Raw genomic sequence first — 18,406 nt, 5'->3', positions numbered from 1 at the left:
GATGTTATTAAATGAGTTACTGAAAGCAATCCAACCGGTAGAGGTAGCCGGAGATTCAAACATAGAAATCACCGGTGTCAACATAGACTCCCGTCTAGTGGAAGCCGGACAGCTATTCATGGCAATGCGTGGCACACAAGCCGACGGCCATGCTTATATACCTGCTGCCATCGCAAAAGGAGCAATCGCCATCCTTTGCGAGGATATGCCGGAAGAACCTGTAGCGGGGATCACCTATGTACGAGTAAAAGACAGCGAAGATGCGGTAGGAAAGATTGCCACTACCTTCTACGGAGACCCGACTTCCAAGTTGGAACTGGTCGGCGTTACCGGGACGAACGGAAAAACAACGATCGCTACCTTATTATATAATACATTCCGTTATTTCGGCTATAAGGTGGGATTGATTTCTACCGTTTGCAATTACATCGATGATGAATCGATTCCGACAGAACATACTACTCCTGATCCAATCACGTTGAACTGTTTGTTGGGACGGATGGCAGATGAAGGATGCAAATATGTTTTCATGGAAGTCAGCTCCCACTCGATTGCACAGAAACGTATCAGTGGACTAAAGTTTGCAGGAGGGATCTTTACCAATCTGACCCGCGACCATCTCGACTATCATAAAACAGTAGAGAACTATCTGAAAGCGAAGAAGAAATTCTTTGACGATCTGCCGAAAAATGCATTCAGCCTGACCAATCTGGACGATAAAAACGGACTGGTAATGACGCAGAACACACGTTCGAAGGTCTATACTTATTCATTGAGAAGTCTTAGCGACTTTAAAGGACGGGTATTAGAGTCTCATTTCGAAGGGATGCTGCTCGACTTCAACAATCATGAACTGGCAGTTCAGTTTATCGGAAAGTTCAATGCTTCCAATTTATTGGCGGTATTCGGGGCGGCAGTTCTGTTAGGCAAGAAAGAGGAAGAGGTGCTTGTAGCTCTTAGCACACTTCATCCGGTAGCCGGACGCTTCGATGCGGTCCGCTCACCGCAGGGAATTACGGCGATTGTTGATTATGCACATACCCCGGATGCTCTCATTAATGTACTGAACGCTATTCATGGAGTGCTTGAAGGAAAAGGAAAAGTGATTACCGTGGTAGGCGCCGGCGGTAACCGCGACAAGGGCAAACGCCCCATCATGGCAAAGGAAGCTGCCAAAGCGAGTGACCGCGTCATCATCACTTCCGACAATCCGCGCTTTGAAGAGCCGCAAGACATCATCAATGACATGCTTGCCGGACTGGATGCGGAAGATATGAAGAAAACACTAAGCATTGCCGACCGTAAAGAAGCAATTCGCACGGCTTGTATGCTGGCAGAGAAAGGAGATGTAATTCTCGTTGCCGGAAAAGGACATGAGAATTACCAGGAGATAAAAGGAGTGAAACATCATTTTGATGACAAAGAAGTACTCAAAGAAATTTTTAAATAATGAATAGACTGTGCTAATATGCCGACCGGCTTCGTTATCTATCCGACAGCAACCGGCATAACAACACATCAATAAATTGGCAAATTATTTATGTTATACTATCTATTTGAATGGCTACATAAGCTCAATTTTCCAGGAGCGGGAATGTTCGGATATACTTCATTCCGTGCTTTGATGGCGGTTATCCTCGCATTACTTATTTCAAGTATCTGGGGAGATAAGTTCATCAACCTACTCAAAAGGAAACAAATCACAGAAACGCAGCGTGATGCTAAAACCGACCCGTTTGGCGTCAATAAAGTAGGCGTGCCGAGCATGGGAGGTGTCATCATCATTGTAGCCATCCTGATCCCTTGTTTATTGTTAGGTAAACTGCATAACATATACATGATACTGATGCTGATCACTACCGTATGGTTGGGATCGCTCGGATTCGCAGACGACTATATCAAAATCTTCAAAAGAGACAAAGAGGGTTTGCATGGCAAGTTCAAGATTATCGGTCAGGTCGGTTTAGGTTTAATTGTCGGAATGACCTTGTATTTAAGTCCGGACGTAGTGATCCGTGAGAATATCGAAGTTCATAATCCGGGACGGGAGATGGAAGTGATACACGGAACGAATGATCTGAAATCTACCCAGACAACGATTCCTTTTTTCAAGAGCAACAACCTTGATTATGCCGATCTGGTTTCGTTCATGGGAGAACATGCGCAAACAGCCGGATGGATATTGTTCGTCATTGTCACAATCATTGTGGTTACCGCCGTATCAAACGGCGCCAATCTGAATGACGGTATGGACGGAATGGCAGCCGGGAACTCGGCAATTATCGGTGCAACGTTGGGGGTACTGGCCTATGTATCATCGCATATCGAATTTGCAGGCTACCTGAACATCATGTATATTCCGGGCTCGGAAGAACTTGTAATCTATATCTGCGCCTTTATCGGTGCACTGATAGGTTTCTTATGGTACAACGCCTATCCGGCACAAGTATTTATGGGAGATACAGGCAGTCTTACTATTGGCGGTATTATCGCAGTGTTTGCCATCATCATCCACAAAGAGTTGCTGATACCGATTCTTTGCGGTGTATTCCTGGTAGAAAACCTGTCGGTAATCCTGCAACGGGCTTATTATAAGGCGGGAAAACGAAAAGGTGTGAAACAGCGATTGTTCAAGCGTACACCGATTCACGATCACTTCCGCACTTCGATGAGCCTGATTGAACCGGGATGCACGGTGAAATTCACCAAACCCGACCAACTGTTTCATGAATCAAAGATTACCGTCCGGTTCTGGATTGTAACGATTGTATTGGCAGCAATAACGATTATAACGCTTAAAATAAGATAACCGGCAAGGTGCCGGAGCCAAGTTTCCATACGGGAAACAAGTTTTATAGATAGAGAGTATTAACCCGATTATTAACTTTTAAAGATGTGCACAGCTAATAGATAAATCAATCAATTAGAAAATAAGGGCACATTATTGTAGATGAAAAGAATAGTAATTTTAGGAGCTGGCGAAAGCGGCGCAGGTGCAGCCGTACTCGCTAAAGTCAAAGGATTTGAGACGTTTGTTTCGGACATGTCCGCTATCAAGGACAAGTATAAGGAACTTCTCGACAGCCATCAGATTGCCTGGGAAGAAGGACACCATACCGAAGAACTCATTCTGAATGCCGAGGAGGTAATCAAAAGCCCCGGTATCCCGAATGATGCCCCGATCATCCTGAAACTGAAAGCTCAAGGCACACCGGTGATCTCCGAGATAGAGTTTGCCGGACGCTATACTGATGCCAAAATGATCTGTATTACAGGTTCTAACGGGAAGACCACAACGACTTCCCTGATCTACCATATTTTCAAAAGCGCAGGTCTGAACGTAGGTTTGGCAGGCAACATCGGCAAAAGCCTTGCTTTGCAGGTAGCCGAAGATTACCACGATTACTATATTATCGAACTTAGCTCTTTCCAGCTGGATAATATGTATAACTTCCGTGCGAACATCGCCGTATTGATGAACATCACTCCGGACCATCTTGATCGCTACGACCATTGTATGCAGAATTACATCGACGCTAAATTCCGCATCACCCAAAACCAAACACCGGACGATGCTTTCATCTTCTGGAACGATGACCCTATCATCAGACAGGAACTGGCAAAACATGGTCTGAAAGCTCACTTGTATCCTTTTGCCGCTGTAAAAGAGGATGGAGCGATTGCATACGTAGAAGATCACGAAGTGAAAATCACCGAACCGATTGCCTTCAACATGGAGCAAGAGGAACTGGCCCTGACAGGACAACACAACCTGTACAACTCTTTAGCCGCCGGTATCTCGGCAAACCTTGCCGGCATCGCCAAAGAAAACATCCGGAAAGCCCTCTCCGATTTCAAGGGAGTGGAACATCGGTTGGAAAAGGTGGCACGTGTGCGCGGAATTGATTTTATTAACGACTCTAAAGCCACGAATGTCAACTCCTGCTGGTATGCCCTGCAAAGCATGACTACCAAAACGGTATTGATTCTCGGTGGTAAAGATAAAGGAAACGACTATACTGAAATTGAAGACCTGGTACGCGAAAAGTGTTCAGCACTGGTATATCTGGGACTTCATAACGAAAAGCTTCACGAATTCTTCGACCGTTTCGGTCTGCCGGTAGCCGATGTGCAAACCGGCATGAAAGATGCCGTAGAAGCAGCCTATAAACTGGCAAAGAAAGGTGAAGCGGTATTATTAAGTCCTTGCTGCGCTTCTTTCGACCTCTTCAAGAGTTACGAAGACCGTGGCGACCAATTTAAAGAATGTGTCCGTGCCCTTTAATTTCTAATTATTAATTTTTAAATTCTGCAAGATTGGATTTATTAAAGAACATATTCAAAGGTGACAAGGTAATCTGGATTATCTTCCTCTGTCTCTGCCTCATCTCGATCATCGAGGTGTTTTCGGCAGCGTCGACGCTGACTTACAAAAGTGGCGACCATTGGGGGCCGATTACGCAACACTCCATCATCCTGATGGTGGGAGCTGTGGTAGTCGTATTTCTGCATAATGTTCCCTACAAATGGTTCCAGGTATTTCCGGTCTTTCTATATCCGGTATCTCTGGTTCTACTGGCATTTGTCACGCTGATGGGTATCATCACAGGCGACCGTGTCAACGGGGCAGCCCGCTGGATGACCTTTATGGGATTGCAATTCCAGCCATCGGAATTGGCAAAGATGGCGGTAATCATTGCCGTCTCATTCATCCTGTCCAAAAGGCAGGACGAATATGGGGCCAATCCGAATGCCTTTAAATATATCATGATCCTCACCGGACTGGTATTCCTGCTCATCGCACCGGAAAACCTTTCAACAGCAATGCTGCTGTTCGGAGTGGTATGTATGATGATGTTCATCGGACGGGTATCTTCCAAGAAACTGTTCGGGATGTTGGGGATATTGGGGCTTGTAGGCGGTGTTGCCGTAGGCATACTGATGGCTATTCCCGCCAAAACACTGCACAACACTCCGGGACTTCACCGTTTCGAAACGTGGCAGAATCGTGTTTCCGGTTTCTTTGAGAAAGAAGAAGTGCCGGCAGCCAAATTTGATATTGACAAAGACGCACAGATTGCACACGCGCGAATCGCTATTGCTACCAGCCATGTAGTAGGCAAAGGTCCGGGAAACTCGATACAACGCGACTTCCTTAGCCAGGCATTCTCCGATTTTATCTTCGCGATTGTGATTGAAGAAATGGGACTGGTAGGAGGAATATTTGTGGTGTTCCTCTATTTATGGTTGCTGATGCGAGCCGGACGAATCGCCCAAAAGTGCGAGCGAACCTTCCCCGCCTTTCTCGTCATGGGTATTGCGCTGTTGTTGGTATCACAGGCAATACTGAATATGATGGTTGCCGTCGGGTTATTCCCCGTCACCGGACAACCCCTGCCTCTGGTCAGCAAAGGAGGTACAAGTACGTTAATCAACTGCGCTTATATCGGAATGATATTAAGCGTAAGCCGATATACCGCTCACCTGGAAGAACAGAAAGCGCACGATGCACAGATCCAACTGCAAATAGAGGCGGATGCCGCAGCCAATTCGGAAGCACAGGCCGCAGCCGAACCGACAGCACAGATTCTGAACAGCGACGCCAAATTTGAAGATGAGCATGATAGCAGAAACAATGAACGGTAAATGTTGAGAAAGGACAGAAGAAAACAGAATGATGGAAAAAGAACTTAGAATTATCATCAGCGGTGGAGGAACAGGAGGACATATCTTTCCTGCCGTCTCTATCGCAAACGCTATAATAGAGCTACGCCCCGACGCAGAAATTCTCTTTGTAGGCGCTGAAGGACGTATGGAAATGCAACGGGTTCCCGATGCAGGCTACCGGATTATCGGACTTCCGATAGCCGGATTCGACCGCAAACATTTATGGAAAAATGTATCCGTATTGATTAAACTGATGCGCAGCCAATGGAAAGCGCGCAAAGTAATCAAAAACTTCCGCCCGCAAGTGGCGGTAGGTGTAGGCGGATATGCAAGCGGGCCAACACTAAAGACTGCCGGAATGATGGGAGTCCCCACATTAATCCAGGAGCAAAACTCGTATGCCGGAGTAACTAATAAACTCCTGGCACAGAAAGCTCGTAAGATTTGTGTAGCTTATGACGGAATGGAAAAGTTCTTCCCCGCCGACAAGATCATCATGACGGGTAATCCCGTCCGCCAGAACCTGACAAAGGATATGCCGTCAAAAGAAGAAGCGCTAGGTTCTTTCCACTTACAGTCCGGCAAAAAGACAATCCTGATTGTAGGTGGCAGCTTGGGTGCACGCACCATCAACAACACGCTGACAGCCAGTCTGACAACCATCAAGGAAAACACGGACGTGCAGTTTATCTGGCAAACGGGCAAATACTATTACCCGCAAGTAACAGAAGCCGTAAAAGCGGCAGGAGCACTTCCGAATTTATATGTAACGGATTTCATCAAAGATATGGCAGCCGCTTATGCAGCAGCCGATCTGGTTATCTCCCGTGCGGGAGCAGGTTCCATTTCTGAATTCTGCCTGCTACACAAACCTGTTATCTTAGTGCCCTCGCCCAACGTAGCAGAAGATCACCAGACGAAGAACGCCTTAGCGTTGGTGAACAAACAGGCAGCTATCTACGTCAAAGACAGTGAAGCGGAAACCACTTTGATGGACGTAGCCCTGTCCACTGTCAACGACGAGCAGAAACTGAAAGAACTAACAGAGAATATCGCCAAACTGGCTTTACCCGATTCAGCGAGAATCATCGCACAAGAGGTCATTAAGCTGGCGGAAGCAAAGAACAGATAAATGGACGATCGGATTACGCAGATTGAAGTAACGGCACAATGCCCGTATCAAACAACGTAATCTGCACTAAAATAAAAAGACAGAAGAAATGAATATAGAAACGATAAAATCAGTCTATTTCGTAGGTGCCGGCGGCATCGGTATGAGCGCACTTGTACGCTACTTCCTTTTCAAAGGAAAGGTAGTGGCAGGATATGACCGTACTCCTACTCCATTGACTGAAACGCTAATCTCCGAAGGCGCACAAATACATTATGAAGAAAACGTCGACCTGATTCCCGAAGCCTGCAAAGACAAGGAAAGTACGTTAGTCATATACACTCCGGCCGTTCCGCAGGAACACGAAGAACTCGTTTATTTCCGCAACAACGGATTCGAAATACAGAAACGCGCCCAAGTATTGGGAACGATTACCCATTCGAGCAAAGGTCTGTGCGTAGCAGGTACTCACGGGAAAACAACCACATCGACTATGACAGCTCATCTGTTCCACCAGTCGCACGTGGAATGTACCGCTTTTCTCGGAGGAATCTCAAAGAATTACGGCACCAACCTGCTGCTCTCTCAAGCAAGTCCTTACACTGTGATTGAAGCGGATGAATTCGACCGTTCTTTCCACTGGCTGTCACCCTATATGACCGTAATCACGTCTACCGACCCCGATCATCTGGACATCTACGGAACAGAGCAAGCCTACCTGGAAAGTTTCGAACATTACACCACGCTAATCCAACCGGGTGGCGCACTGATTATCCGCAAAGGCATCTCCCTGCAACCCAAAGTGCAGCCGGGCGTTCGTGTCTACACTTACTCACGTGACGAAGGCGACTTCCATGCAGAAAACATCCGCATCGGAAACGGAGAGATATTCATCGACTTTGTTGCTCCGGACACCCGTATCAACGACATCCAACTGGGAATTCCGGTAAGTATCAACATAGAAAATGGCGTAGCCGCCATGGCATTGGCACACCTCAACGGGGTGACCGATGAAGAGATAAAAAGAGGTATGGCAAGTTTCCGCGGAGTAGACCGCCGGTTCGACTTCAAACTCAAGAACGACCGGATTGTCTTTCTAAGTGACTACGCACACCATCCCTCTGAAATCAAACAGAGCGTGCTGTCTATGCGCGAACTTTACAAGGACAAGAAGATCACAGCCATCTTCCAGCCTCATCTCTATACCCGTACCCGCGACTTCTATCAGGACTTTGCCGATAGCCTGTCGCTACTCGACGAGGTGATTCTGGTAGACATCTACCCGGCACGTGAAGCACCAATCCCGGGCGTCACCAGCAAACTGATTTATGATAATCTCCGTCCGGGTATCGAAAAAAGTATGTGCAAAAAGGAAGAGATACTGAACATTCTGAAAGATAAAAACATTGAAGTATTAATTACTTTGGGAGCCGGAGACATCGACAACTATGTCCCCGAAATAAAGGAACTATTAGAAAAAAGATAAATGAATAATCATCCGGCAGCCTGTCCGAAACAGTGCAAGCTTTTTAATTTTTAATCTTTAATTTTTGATTATGATTAAAAGAATCCTTCTATCCATCGTCATGCTGGTGCTTATAGCCTACCTCACCGTAGCTATCACCGCATTCAACCGCAAGCCTGCCGACCAGACCTGCCGTGACATGGAATTGGTTATCAAGGATACCGCATACGCCGGCTTCATCACCAAAGAAGAGCTGAAAGGTATCCTTCAGCAGAAAGGGATCTACCCCATCGGGAAGAAAATGGAACGCATCTCCACCAAGTCACTGGAACGGGAACTAAGCAAACATCCGTTGATTGACGAAGCCGAATGCTACAAAACACCCAGCGGCAAAGTGTGCGTGGAAGTGACACAACGTATTCCTATCCTCCGGGTCATGAGCGCCAACGGCCAAAACTACTACCTTGACAACAAAGGAACTATCATGCCGCCGGAAGCAAAATGCGTCGCTCACCGGGTAATTGTCACCGGAAACGTAGAAAAGTCGTTTGCAATGAAGGATTTATATAAGTTTGGTGTATTTTTGCATAATAATAAATTCTGGGACGCCCAGATAGAGCAGATCCATGTGTTGCCCGACCAGAACATCGAATTGGTGCCGCGTGTGGGAGACCATCTGGTCTATCTCGGAAAACTGGAGAACTTTGAAGATAAACTGGTACGTTTGAAGGAGTTCTACAAAAAAGGACTCAACCGGGTAGGCTGGAACAAATATTCACGTATCAATCTCGAATTCAGCAACCAGATTATCTGTACAAAACGAGAGTAGTTGATAAGTGATAGATGATAAGTAAACAGTCTCTCTATATAGTAAATTGTAAATAGTAAAATAGTAAATAAAATAACCCTATGGCAACAACAGAATTTATCGCCGCTATTGAACTTGGTTCATCGAAGATAACCGGTGTGGCCGGAAAAAAGAACAGTGACGGAAGCATGCAGGTATTAGCGTATGCCCAGGAAGACTCTTCTACGTTCATTCGTAAAGGAGTGATCTTTAACCTGGACAAGACAGCGCAAAGCCTGACTTCAATCATCAACAGACTGGAAGGTGAGTTGAAAAACTCAATTGCCAAGGTATATGTAGGCATCGGCGGACAATCACTCCGCACCGTCCGCAATGTAGTAAGCCGCGACCTGGAGGAAGAAGCTATCATATCCGAAGAGCTTGTAAGCGCTATCGGTGATGAGAACATTGCCATCCCGGTGGTCGATATGGATATATTGGACGTAGCTCCACAAGAATATAAGGTAGGTAATAACCTGCAAGCCAATCCGGTAGGTCTGGTAGGAAGCCACATCGAAGGACGTTTCCTCAATATCGTTGCCCGTGCTTCCGTACGTAAGAACTTGGAGCACTGTTTCCAACAGGCTAAAATTGATATTGCCGACCAACTGATCGCTCCTTTAGTAACCGCAAATGCCGTACTGACAGAAAGCGAACGCCGTTCGGGTTGTGCACTGATCGACTTCGGAGCAGACACAACTACCATCTCTGTATATAAGAATAACATTCTCCGTTTCCTGACTGTATTGCCTTTGGGAGGCAACAGCATCACGCGTGACATCACCACCCTGCAAATGGAGGAGGAAGAAGCCGAACGCCTGAAAAAAGCCTACGGTGACGCCCTCTATGAAGAGGACCCCGAACAGGAAGAAGCAACCTGCAAACTGGATGATGACAACCGTATCATCAAAGTGGCGGATCTTAACAATATCATCGAAGCCCGTGCCGAGGAAATCGTTGCCAACGTATGGAGCCAGATACAACTATCGAGCTACGAGGACAAATTGCTGGCAGGAATCATCTTGACAGGAGGGGCCGCCAACCTGAAGAATCTGGACGAAACCTTGCGCAAACGCAGCAAGATAGAAAAGATACGGATGGCGAAACTCCCACGCAATATGGTTCATGCGCCCAACAACATACTGAAGAAAGACGGTTCGCAGAACACTTTGTTCGGGCTCCTGTTTGAAGGTAACCAGAACTGCTGCCTGACGGAAACTGCTCCGCAAGCTGCTCCTGCACCATCAGTCTCCAAACCGGAGCCGGAAGTGCATAAGACAGTGGATATGTTTGAGGACGATCAGGAACTGAAAGAACAGGCCCGCATCGCCCGTCTCAAGAAAGAAGAAGAAGAGCGGGAAGCCAAGCTAGCCGCCAAAGAAGCGGAAAAACTTCGCAAGCAAAAGGAAAAGGAAGAGAAAGAAAGACGGAAAAGAGAAGCAGGTCCGAGTTGGATTCAACGCAAGATCGATTCGTTGACGAAAGAAATCTTTTCCGACGACGATATGAAGTAACCTTCAGCAGCTTGTTAATCAATATTCATAATTCGTAATTCATAATTCAATCAAGATATGGACGAGATAGTACAATTCGATTTCCCGACAGATTCACCGAAGATCATCAAAGTGATTGGTGTAGGTGGTGGTGGTGGTAACGCTGTAAACCACATGTACCGGGAAGGCATCCATGATGTAACGTTCGTTCTTTGTAACACGGACAACCAGGCATTAGCCGAATCACCTGTCCCGGTGAAACTGCAACTGGGCCGTAGCATCACGCAAGGGCTCGGAGCCGGCAACCGTCCCGAACGGGCACGCGACGCCGCCGAAGAAAGTATAGAAGATATCAGAAACCAGCTGAACGACGGCACCAAGATGGTATTCATCACCGCCGGAATGGGAGGAGGAACCGGAACAGGAGCTGCACCGGTCATCGCCCGCATTGCGAAGGAAATGGATATTCTGACTGTCGGCATCGTCACCATCCCCTTTATCTTCGAAGGAGAAAAGAAAATTATCCAGGCACTGGACGGCGTAGAGCGTATCGCCCAGCATGTTGATGCCTTGCTGGTTATCAACAACGAACGCCTGCGCGAAATATACGCCGACCTTACTTTTATGAACGCCTTCGGCAAAGCCGATGATACTCTTTCCATTGCTGCCAAGAGCATTGCCGAGATTATTACCATGCGGGGTACAGTCAATCTTGACTTTGCCGATGTGAAAACCATCCTGAAAGATGGTGGAGTAGCAATCATGAGTACCGGATTCGGCGAAGGAGAAAATCGTGTGACGAAAGCAATCGACGATGCCCTGCATTCTCCGTTGCTCAACAACAATGATATCTTCAATGCCAAGAAAGTAATGTTGAACGTATCTTTCTGCCCGTCGTCGGAACTGATGATGGAGGAAATGAACGAGATACACGAGTTCATGAGCAAATTCCGCGAAGGGGTGGAAGTGATTTGGGGTGTTGCCATCGACAACTCACTAGAAACAAGAGTAAAAATCACCGTATTGGCAACCGGATTCGGTGTGGAAGACGTTCCCGGAATGGACAGCTTGCATGCTGCACGCAGCCAGGAAGAGGAAGAACGCCAACTGCAACTGGAAGAAGAAAAAGAAAAGAACAAGGAACGTATCCGCAAGGCATACGGCGAAAGTGCCAGCAATATCGGAAGCAAGAGCCTCCGCAAACGCCGCCACATCTATCTTTTCAATACGGAAGATCTGGACAACGACGACATCATCGCCATGGTAGAAGATTCTCCCACTTATATGCGTGATAAGACTACTCTTACCAAAATCCGGACGAAAGCCGCTCTGGAAGAGGAAGTAGCCACGGAAGAAGCTACAGATGACAACGGTGTGATTACGTTCTAAACAAAGAACTAAGAACGAAAATTATAAACTCGCAAAATCAGGCTTCAGATCTAATTTTTAATCTTTAATTTTTAATTATAATAGTATGGATTTATTCGATCAAGTCAGCGAAGACATTACAACCGCAATGAAGGCGAAAGACAAAGTAGCCCTTGAAACTTTGAGAAATATAAAGAAGTTCTTCCTGGAAGCTAAGACTGCCCCGGGAGCTAACGATATATTGACAGATGATGCTGCTCTGAAGATTATCCAGAAACTTGTGAAACAAGGAAAAGATTCTGCTGAAATCTATATCGGACAGGGTCGTCAGGATTTGGCTGACGTAGAATTAGGCCAGGTAGCCGTTATGGAGAAATACCTGCCGAAACAAATGACCGCTGAAGAACTGGAAGCTGCCTTAAAGGAAATTATTGCTGAAACAGGTGCAACAAGCGGTAAAGATATGGGTAAAGTAATGGGAGTTGCCTCCAAGAAGTTAGCAGGTCTTGCAGAAGGACGTGCCATTTCTGCAAAAGTGAAAGAGCTTTTGGGATAACTTCCGGAACTTTCACGATACCGTTGCAGATGTGTGCAAGATGTTTTATCTTACACACATCTGCAACTTTCTTTAAATACGGCATTCACCTCCTTCACCACTCTGAAACATCGATGAATAAAGGGATTTTGGGTGAAGGGCTTCCTTTCACATAGGTTTCACCCGATTCACCGCATTTTTTGCAAGATTGAAATAAACTGCCTTATGTTTTTCTCATAGTCAGATACCATCCCTTTCCTCTTCCTGGTTCAAGATAAGCATTCGTTCTGATTGTCCCATATATTGTGGGAAAGTATTCCTATATATTTAGGGAATTTGTTCCCACAAAATAAGGGAATACTTTCCCAATTAACTGGGAATCTTTTCCCACAACATATGGGACAAAGGAAATATATAATGAAAGCCAAGCGGAGGATAAGTTTAATCCATTTCCGTACTGAAAGAAAAGAGGTGAAAGCTATATTTGAAATAAAGATCATGTATGAGACGAACATTAATAATCTTCATCCCTCAAATTAAAATAATCTCCTATCAAAAGACACGAAATAAAAAAAATGATTACTTTTACAACGAAACTAAACCACGACAGACAAATGAAAAACAGCATTGGCATAATTATAATATCCATATTAGTACTATCAGGATGCAACAAACAATCCATGTCCGACAGTCTATTAAATGAAGTGGAAAAAGTCATTGCTGTTAATCCAGACAGTGCATCCAATCTACTAAAAAGCATATCATCTCCTGAAAAACTAGACGACAAAACTTTTGCACGCTGGTGTATGTTATCTGGTAAAATTACAGACGAAATTTTTAATAGCATCCTACCAACTTACCAATTAGAAAGAGCTTATGACTGGTATTCCTCGCATGGTAGTCCTGACGAACAAGTGCAAATCTTGATTTATTTAGGTCGATCCTTTTTTGCAGATGGAGATTATGATAAAGCAATGTCAATATATACTAATGCTTTGGATATTGCAGATAAGAATAAGCTCAATAATCTCACCGGATACATCTATAGCTATATAGGCGATTTGTATAAAGAGAGATTCATGTTCACAGAAGCAATTAAAAGATATGAGACTGCTGCCGAATGCTTCAAAAAAGAAAAGAATATAGATAGTTATGCTTGTGCATTAAGAGATATTGGACGTGAATATGCACAAATGGATTCATTATCACATGCTCTAAATATTCTAACTATAGCTGATTCTGTAGCTGCTAATACTAGTAATATTAACGTTACTGCATCAATAAGTAATGCCTTAGGAAATATCTATTCCATGCAGGACAAATACGATAAAGCTGAAAAGTTCTTTCTCAAAGCATTGGCTGGAAAAAATAAAATGCCTAATTATATTGCGTTGATAGACCTATACACTGCATCTGACTCTATAGATAAAGCTAAAAGATTATTATTTAGCATACCAAAAGATAATCCAGAATATACATGCAGCATTAAATTTTTATATTATCAAATCTACAATGCAGAGAAAAATTATATAGATGCTCTTACTAACTTAGAAGAATATGTTAACATGTTAGATTCTATTGTATATGCCGACAACCAATCCAGGATATTAAATATAGAGTCAAAATATAATCACCTAAAAAACAGTCAAGAAATAGATAAATTAAAGATTAAGCAACAAGGCTACATTATAGTTTCAGTTATCTGCATAGCCTCCTTATTATTGATAATAATAGGGTATCTCCTATATCGCAAAAAAGCGAAAGAAAAAATCCAAAGACAACAAGATGAATTAAATCAAATAAAAACAGATTTGCTCTATGTTTCTTTAGAATTGGAAAAGAAAAAAAGATTGCTAGATACATTTAAAGAAAAAAATGAAAACTATAATAAAATGCAAGAAGAAATAAGTCTTCTGACTGCTAATTACAAGGAATTACAAAATAAATCTCTAGAGAACTCACCTCTATTCAAAGAATTAACATACCAAGCCAACCAAAATAAACCAAGAAATGATAAGCCATTAATAACAGAAAAACAATGGAAACTCATCTCAGATGAAATAACACATATCTATCCAAGCCTCCATAAATACATATATAGTCTATGCCCAGATCTATCAGAACAAGACTTTCTATATTGCTGTCTTTACATGTATGGGTTCGACACTAACACTGAAGCAAAATTATTAAATATAACAGTCGACTCAGTAAGAAAAAAACGCCTCAGACTTAGAAGAAAACTAGATATAACATTAACAGATAATAATTCTACATTATATGAATATTTAATCGAAAATATGCACTAATAATCATGTTTTCTAAAGAAATAATCTACAGCATAAGATAATGTCCACGTAAAATTCCATAAATAACTGATTATCAGCACCTGTTTGTCCACGTTCAAAAATGCACTTTACTTGCTTCCCCCCTCATCTCTCCGTAAATTTGCAAAAAACAATTAAAGATATGAGGAAACTAAGTATTGTACTATTATTAATTAGTATTTCATTCATGACAATGAAAGCTAACAATCTATCAGAGCATAGAACTAAGAGTTTAGTTCTCAAAAGATGGGATTACCCACAAAAAACACCTATTTCTATTCCCTTAGAAGCCATTCTCGACGAAAACTCTATTGAAATTCATTTCCTTGAAAACGTAGACAAACAGATCATCATCCAAGTAAAAGATCAGCAGGAAAATATCATCCTCCAAGATGTGATATTAACTCCTAATGAGCAAAAGACTTATAAAATTGATTTAAAAGGCTACAAAGCCGGTCATTATAAGCTTCTTTATATAGAAGAAGACATGACTTTAGTTGGAGAGTTTGAAATTGAATAATCAACGATAAATAATAAAAACATCATACTTTATAAACCCTATAAAACTAATAATTATGGGAAACATTTTCAAATTCTTATTAGTGGTGTCTTGCATCACATTGTTATTATGCTCTTGCGAAAGTGAGATTGAAAATGAGATTCAGTCATCTACAGAAAAACTGAACTTATCAAGATTGGAATCGGACAGCCTTCAATTAGGAAGTTATGAATTGTCTAAAATGACAGATGAGCTAAAAGCGTTAAAGGAAAGGATGGATGAACTAAAGAAAACGAAGACACGATCAGTAGCTTCAAGTAACTATAGCCAATATTTTTCTGAAAACATGTGGGCTATTAGAGAGTTACCCTTCACACTTAGCACTGGAGGTGGATATTTATCATGCACTGGTTGGGGACAGAGAGTGACTTATGAGGGATATAATCCTGGCTCTTATGGTAAATTCTATGTCCAAATTCCCTCATCAATTACCGGCATACCCTATTTAATTTATTCAAACTACTCGAAAACTCGTCTAGCTGTAGGACATTACACTAGTAATCCAGAATCAAAAATATTACTTGCAATGAACAGTAATTCTACTACAGGAGCCATGGATTCTTGGGACATTATACCTGCTACTAATAATCCAGGAACTTATGTCCTCCAAAATGAATTATATATTGGTCAAGGAAGTAGTGGTTCATGGTGGGATGTATTCAATTATGTGGTAGATATACAAGCTAATAATGTTGGTTTCAGCCAATATACACAAAGAACCCAACAGGAATTTACTATCACTCCTGATGCTGTATTCACACTGAAAAGCCTAGAATTTATCAATTCATATTCCGCAACTGTGACCCAAAGGGACAATGTCTCTATCAAACGAGCCATAACAAACTCTTCATCCCAATTTATACGAGAAAACCTCGTATTTGAAAAGACTGTACAAGAGGACTCCTATTTTAAAGAAGAAAAGGGAATAGCATTTAAGGTTCCAGCCTCAGATACGCTATTTGCACGACCTACAGTTACATTAGGCGAAATAGATCTTGTTCCTAATGCAAGTATACCAACTGATACAAAATACCAGCCCAATGTACGCAGAGTATTAGAAAACACATTAAAACATATAGAACCTGTCAAAGTTTCGCCACGTACAAAACTTACAGTGACCTATTATTTTAAAGAATATGATGTATCAGTAGACTATGTAGCCACAATTGAATATAAAGAAGACGGTAAAGATGCTAGAATAGCCAAATTGCCTGGACGTTGGAGCGGAAGGATTCATGTAGATGAAATATCTGATGTTGATTTTGAAGAGACAAACTTGGATACTCAACAAAGTGTAAAAGGAAAAGTGAACATCAGAAATGCAAGCCAATCATCACCAATCATATTTTAAAAATATACCTATATGAGAAAATCTACTATATTTTCATTTATCATACTGTTTGCAATAGCATCATGTAACAATGAAGACGAAATAAGTTATGCTGATTCGCTAAACAATCAGGATGATTCAACATCAGAAATCATCTTGCAAGAACGTGACCCAAACCTACCAAAAGTTTGGTCTAAAAAAATAGCACCCAGACCCAATACTAGGGCATCATTTACCGATGCTACAGATTTTCTTGGAAATTCTTATGCCATAGAAAACGGAACATCAATTATCGGGGACTTTTCAAATGCTAGATTTCCAATTATTAATATGGAAAAGCTACTTGAAAGATATCCTTCATACAGAGTTGCTAAAGAGTTGAGGACAACCTCAACAGAAGCTATGTCATACGCTAGCTTTGAACGCTTAGAAACTACTTCATCGTTTACTAAAACAGTCAAATCAGGATTCTCACTAAATGTTGGTCCATTCAAATTTGGAAGAACGAAAACTGTAACCGATATTTTCAAGCATAATACCAATGATTCCAAACAAGCAGTACATGGAGAGCTTAGTGTTGAGGTCGTCAATACAATGATATCTCTACAAACCGCTCCTAGTGCATTGAAAAGAATTTCAGCAGATTATTTAGACGAATTATTTGTGGATGCCCTTTATAATTCATCAATGGTTGAATTAATGCAAAGCTATGGAGAGTTTGTCTTAACATCTTACTACACAGGCGGACGAGCATCGGCTTTATACTATGGCCTTGACAAGCAAAGTACAGATTTCAAAAGTAAAGAACGTGATATGGATAAATCAATAAATGCGTCCTACTCATGGGATAAAAACTCTGCGTCAGGAGATTTCTCTATTGGAACAAAAGATGGCAATTCTTCCACAGCAAACGAATCTTTTTCAGAACTGCGCGTCTCTATTAAAACATTGGGTGGAGCCTATGGATATAATGTTGCAACACCTCCTTATGACGTTAAAAACACTTCCATTAATTTAACAAGTTGGCTTCAATCATTAAACGATTCAAGAACACATACAATGATTGACATTCAAGATGGCGGACTTTATCCCATATCGGATTTTATTTTGGAAGAAAACTTTAAGCAAAGATATAACGACACCCACATGGATTTTCAGCACCAAGAACAACTTGAAGAACCGTATATAGAAATAATGAAAGTATACGTCCGCAAAAGTAGATCGGGAGAGAAATTATATGATATTGTACCCGTGCTAAGCACAAGACAAGGAGATAAGCTCATTTTCTCAAATTCAAGTGCAGCAAGTCAATCCGATGCAGAATTAAAAGCGAACAGTGTTGCCGCAACCTTTACCGAAAAAAGTAATGCTATAAAAAATGAAAAGAGCAAATATTATAAACTAGCTATCAAATCTAATCCGAATAAAGTAATAAATCCTATCCTACAAACCACATTATCATTTTCAATAAACGACGTAGACGAAGCTGGAATGTATAAGTTTAAAAATGCAAATACCAATATTTGGTATATCTACAATCCGACATCGTTATATTGTTTTGCATACTACGACGATGATTATATTCTTGATGCATACGGGATCTTAGACTGGGTAAACAGTATACCTGTAAAATCCGTTTCAATGACGACTTTATATCAACGATATAGAATATTCGGTTTGTAATGAAGAGCATTAATAGATATTCAC

The 18,406-nt window shown here is 42.4% G+C and carries 14 protein-coding genes; all 14 read left to right on the top strand.

Translation table 11 applies throughout. The features are described 5' to 3' along the window. Nucleotide 1: 1 nt before the first annotated feature. The 14 genes from HMPREF9010_RS11415 (at nucleotide 2) to HMPREF9010_RS11480 (ending at nucleotide 18,382) form a co-directional block, all read left to right on the top strand. The gene (locus HMPREF9010_RS11415) at nucleotides 2-1,450 is read left to right on the top strand and encodes a UDP-N-acetylmuramoyl-L-alanyl-D-glutamate--2,6-diaminopimelate ligase (protein WP_004307343.1); all 1,449 of its coding nucleotides are present in this window, start codon (nucleotides 2-4) and stop codon (nucleotides 1,448-1,450) included. A 90-nt stretch (nucleotides 1,451-1,540) separates the two neighbouring features. Beyond that, the gene (locus HMPREF9010_RS11420; protein ID WP_004298207.1) at nucleotides 1,541-2,809 is read left to right on the top strand and encodes a phospho-N-acetylmuramoyl-pentapeptide-transferase; all 1,269 of its coding nucleotides are present in this window, start codon (nucleotides 1,541-1,543) and stop codon (nucleotides 2,807-2,809) included. Nucleotides 2,810-2,950: 141 nt separating this feature from the next. Continuing rightward, nucleotides 2,951-4,285: a UDP-N-acetylmuramoyl-L-alanine--D-glutamate ligase gene (gene murD, locus HMPREF9010_RS11425; protein WP_008649235.1), complete on the top strand. Its 1,335-nt coding sequence runs from the start codon at nucleotides 2,951-2,953 to the stop codon at nucleotides 4,283-4,285. A 32-nt stretch (nucleotides 4,286-4,317) separates the two neighbouring features. Then, nucleotides 4,318-5,646, top strand: a complete 1,329-nt coding sequence (locus HMPREF9010_RS11430; protein WP_004298209.1) for an FtsW/RodA/SpoVE family cell cycle protein — start codon at nucleotides 4,318-4,320, stop codon at nucleotides 5,644-5,646. 31 nt (nucleotides 5,647-5,677) lie between these two features. After that, nucleotides 5,678-6,799, top strand: coding sequence for an undecaprenyldiphospho-muramoylpentapeptide beta-N-acetylglucosaminyltransferase (gene murG, locus HMPREF9010_RS11435; RefSeq protein WP_008649233.1), 1,122 nt, complete (start codon nucleotides 5,678-5,680; stop codon nucleotides 6,797-6,799). A gap of 88 nt (nucleotides 6,800-6,887) precedes the next feature. Next, a complete protein-coding gene (gene murC / locus HMPREF9010_RS11440) occupies nucleotides 6,888-8,264 on the top strand; it encodes a UDP-N-acetylmuramate--L-alanine ligase (protein ID WP_008649232.1) in 1,377 nt (458 codons plus the stop codon). 70 nt (nucleotides 8,265-8,334) lie between these two features. Further along, on the top strand, nucleotides 8,335-9,072 hold the full coding sequence (locus HMPREF9010_RS11445) for a cell division protein FtsQ/DivIB (RefSeq protein ID WP_032852718.1): 738 nt from the start codon (nucleotides 8,335-8,337) through the stop codon (nucleotides 9,070-9,072). Between the two features lie 80 nt (nucleotides 9,073-9,152). Next, a complete protein-coding gene (ftsA, locus tag HMPREF9010_RS11450; protein WP_008649228.1) occupies nucleotides 9,153-10,604 on the top strand; it encodes a cell division protein FtsA in 1,452 nt (483 codons plus the stop codon). A gap of 57 nt (nucleotides 10,605-10,661) precedes the next feature. Next, entirely contained in the window at nucleotides 10,662-11,972 is a 1,311-nt protein-coding gene (gene ftsZ / locus HMPREF9010_RS11455; RefSeq protein ID WP_004307359.1) for a cell division protein FtsZ, read from the top strand. An 85-nt stretch (nucleotides 11,973-12,057) separates the two neighbouring features. Then, complete coding sequence (locus HMPREF9010_RS11460) at nucleotides 12,058-12,507, top strand: GatB/YqeY domain-containing protein (RefSeq protein WP_008649226.1); 450 nt, start codon at nucleotides 12,058-12,060, stop codon at nucleotides 12,505-12,507. Between the two features lie 593 nt (nucleotides 12,508-13,100). Beyond that, nucleotides 13,101-14,792, top strand: coding sequence for a tetratricopeptide repeat protein (locus HMPREF9010_RS11465; RefSeq protein ID WP_008649219.1), 1,692 nt, complete (start codon nucleotides 13,101-13,103; stop codon nucleotides 14,790-14,792). A 160-nt stretch (nucleotides 14,793-14,952) separates the two neighbouring features. After that, complete coding sequence (locus tag HMPREF9010_RS11470; RefSeq protein WP_032852698.1) at nucleotides 14,953-15,330, top strand: DUF3244 domain-containing protein; 378 nt, start codon at nucleotides 14,953-14,955, stop codon at nucleotides 15,328-15,330. A 55-nt stretch (nucleotides 15,331-15,385) separates the two neighbouring features. Then, complete coding sequence (locus tag HMPREF9010_RS11475) at nucleotides 15,386-16,720, top strand: hypothetical protein (protein WP_008649212.1); 1,335 nt, start codon at nucleotides 15,386-15,388, stop codon at nucleotides 16,718-16,720. Between the two features lie 12 nt (nucleotides 16,721-16,732). Beyond that, entirely contained in the window at nucleotides 16,733-18,382 is a 1,650-nt protein-coding gene (locus HMPREF9010_RS11480) for an MAC/perforin domain-containing protein (protein WP_008649210.1), read from the top strand. Nucleotides 18,383-18,406 lie beyond the last annotated feature (24 nt).

This window comes from Bacteroides sp. 3_1_23 (assembly GCF_000162555.1).
Classification (GTDB): domain Bacteria; phylum Bacteroidota; class Bacteroidia; order Bacteroidales; family Bacteroidaceae; genus Bacteroides; species Bacteroides ovatus.
The sequence above is the reverse complement of the archived record's forward strand: the minus strand, read 5'-3'. Positions and strand labels throughout refer to the sequence as shown.

Coding starts and splice junctions, on each gene's coding strand:
- HMPREF9010_RS11465 (WP_008649219.1), top strand. CDS start 13,101: ATGAAAAACAGCATTGGCATAATTATAATATCCATATTAGTACTATCA.
- murC (WP_008649232.1), top strand. CDS start 6,888: ATGAATATAGAAACGATAAAATCAGTCTATTTCGTAGGTGCCGGCGGC.
- ftsZ (WP_004307359.1), top strand. CDS start 10,662: ATGGACGAGATAGTACAATTCGATTTCCCGACAGATTCACCGAAGATC.
- HMPREF9010_RS11415 (WP_004307343.1), top strand. CDS start 2: ATGTTATTAAATGAGTTACTGAAAGCAATCCAACCGGTAGAGGTAGCC.
- HMPREF9010_RS11480 (WP_008649210.1), top strand. CDS start 16,733: ATGAGAAAATCTACTATATTTTCATTTATCATACTGTTTGCAATAGCA.
- HMPREF9010_RS11445 (WP_032852718.1), top strand. CDS start 8,335: ATGATTAAAAGAATCCTTCTATCCATCGTCATGCTGGTGCTTATAGCC.
- murD (WP_008649235.1), top strand. CDS start 2,951: ATGAAAAGAATAGTAATTTTAGGAGCTGGCGAAAGCGGCGCAGGTGCA.
- HMPREF9010_RS11420 (WP_004298207.1), top strand. CDS start 1,541: ATGTTATACTATCTATTTGAATGGCTACATAAGCTCAATTTTCCAGGA.
- HMPREF9010_RS11460 (WP_008649226.1), top strand. CDS start 12,058: ATGGATTTATTCGATCAAGTCAGCGAAGACATTACAACCGCAATGAAG.
- HMPREF9010_RS11475 (WP_008649212.1), top strand. CDS start 15,386: ATGGGAAACATTTTCAAATTCTTATTAGTGGTGTCTTGCATCACATTG.
- HMPREF9010_RS11470 (WP_032852698.1), top strand. CDS start 14,953: ATGAGGAAACTAAGTATTGTACTATTATTAATTAGTATTTCATTCATG.
- murG (WP_008649233.1), top strand. CDS start 5,678: ATGGAAAAAGAACTTAGAATTATCATCAGCGGTGGAGGAACAGGAGGA.
- ftsA (WP_008649228.1), top strand. CDS start 9,153: ATGGCAACAACAGAATTTATCGCCGCTATTGAACTTGGTTCATCGAAG.